Raw genomic sequence first — 1,862 nt, 5'->3', positions numbered from 1 at the left:
GTGAAGTGATGACTGCTTTCAATGATGGACGGCTCCGGATCGTACCGACTGAAGACCAAAAAACCCAACTCGGAGAACTTTACCAATGAGTATCGAAAACAGTCTTAAACGCATCGCCGATGCACTTGAAGCTATCGCACACAGTAAAAAGCAGGAGACACCAACACTGTCCCCGGAGTCAGTACCCGCACCTGCTGCGGATACGTCTTCTACTCCGGCCACGATTGTGCCCACTGCGGAAGCGCCGCCACCACCCCCTCCCGCACAGGCCACTCACGAGCTTACGACACCCGCGCCAGTGAGTACCCCTGCTGCGGTGCCAGTCATGTCGCCTGAGGATCTTGACGCTGCGATGATTGCCGAGTTCCATCGCATCGGCTCACGCGAGCCTATCGACAATGTGATGCAAACGCAGTTCGGTGTGACTGGAGTGACAACCCTGCCTGCGGAGCAGTACCAACCCCTACTTGATGCAGTACGCGCAATCCCAGCATGAGTGGGCAGCACGCACGACTGGGTTGTTCAAACAAGCGGTGGCCCCATTGTCCGGGGTCGCCGCGTGAGGAGGCGCAGTACCCTGACATCGCCGGAGAAGCTGCGATTGACGGGACGGGGAGTCACATACTACTAGAGTTATGCCTGGTCAATAACGTGCACGCTCTACAGTATGACCAGCAGATCATCGGGGTGGGTCACGAGGATAACCCCAGCGGCTGGCTTGTTGGCCTCGATCGATGTGCACGGGTGCAGCAGTGTCTCGATTACGTATCTCGACGGGTCCAGGAGTTGAGGGTTCAATTTCCAGAAGGCACTGTCCGCGTCGGGTCTGAGACACGATCCAACCCAGGGGAGTACTTCCACCGTGACGACTGGTGGGGCACCGTAGATATAACTATCTCAGTCGTGCACTCCCACACGAATGAAGTGCTGTACATCGAGGTCGTCGATTATAAGGATGGCAAGATGTGGGTCACAGCGACCGATAACTCGCAGCTTGTCTCGTATCTGTGGGGCAAAGTGCATCCCCATTACCAAGCGAAAACGTTGCGCGGTCATCGTATGACAATCGTGCAGCCAAAAACAAACCCGGTGATACGCTACACCGACAGCGAGCGTGACGGCCAGACGATCGACAACGTCGAGACATCGGCAGTGCGGCTCGCTACCGCAGCAGCGGCGACTGATGACCCGTTCGCGGTTTTAATACCCGGCAAGCACTGCCAGTGGTGCGCCGCTAATCCTAAGCGTGGTGGTCATTGCACCGCTGCAGCAGATCAATCATTACAAACGGTGGTAAACATGAGTACAGAAATAATCCCAGCGGGAGGAGTCCCCGCGTATGAGTACCTCGGTCAAGCGATCGCGGATGTATCACAGCTAACCGAGATGCAGCTGTCAGAGCTGTCGAGTGCACGCGCTGCACTGAACGCTGTCTTCGATGACGTCGACGCAGAGATTGTCACCCGGATCGAGGCGGGCAAACACGTGTCTGGGAAGGCGATGCGGCCAGGCCAAGGTAGTAACGGCTGGACTTTCGACGAAAAGACCACAGTTAAGAAGCTCAAAGCTCGACGGCTAAAGCTCGCCGACATCTACCCGCAGAAGCTGGCGTCACCGGCCCAGATCCTGAAGCACCCCGACCTGACGGACGCGCAAAAAACTCGACTGGAGAAAGACCTGGTCACTTATACAGCGGGCAAACTGAAGCTGACGGATGTCGCGCATACCGAAGCGCCAGCCGAGTCGAAAGTTGAACTGATGTTCGGCGATCTCGCAGTGCAGGGCTCGGTGCCGGTGGACGCGCCAGTCGACGCACCCCTTTCTTTTTTCTAAACACCACAGGAGATATAACCAATGAGAGT

At 56.7% G+C, this 1,862-nt stretch carries 2 protein-coding genes; both read left to right on the top strand.

Annotation, left to right across the window (positions count from 1 at the left end):
- Window positions 1-85 precede the first annotated feature (85 nt).
- A complete protein-coding gene (locus GY937_00850) occupies window positions 86-496 on the top strand; it encodes a hypothetical protein (protein ID MCP5055253.1) in 411 nt (136 codons plus the stop codon).
- A complete protein-coding gene (locus GY937_00845; protein ID MCP5055252.1) occupies window positions 493-1,833 on the top strand; it encodes a DUF2800 domain-containing protein in 1,341 nt (446 codons plus the stop codon). Before GY937_00850 ends, GY937_00845 begins: the two co-directional genes overlap by 4 nt.
- Window positions 1,834-1,862 lie beyond the last annotated feature (29 nt).

The sequence above is a fragment of the bacterium genome (assembly GCA_024228115.1).
Taxonomy (GTDB): domain Bacteria; phylum Myxococcota_A; class UBA9160; order UBA9160; family UBA6930.
This window is presented reverse-complemented; position numbering and strand designations above follow the sequence as displayed.

Bases quoted from the DNA above. Each gene is read 5' to 3' on its own strand.
- GY937_00850 (MCP5055253.1), top strand. From the start codon at position 86: ATGAGTATCGAAAACAGTCTTAAACGCATCGCCGATGCACTTGAAGCT.
- GY937_00845 (MCP5055252.1), top strand. From the start codon at position 493: ATGAGTGGGCAGCACGCACGACTGGGTTGTTCAAACAAGCGGTGGCCC.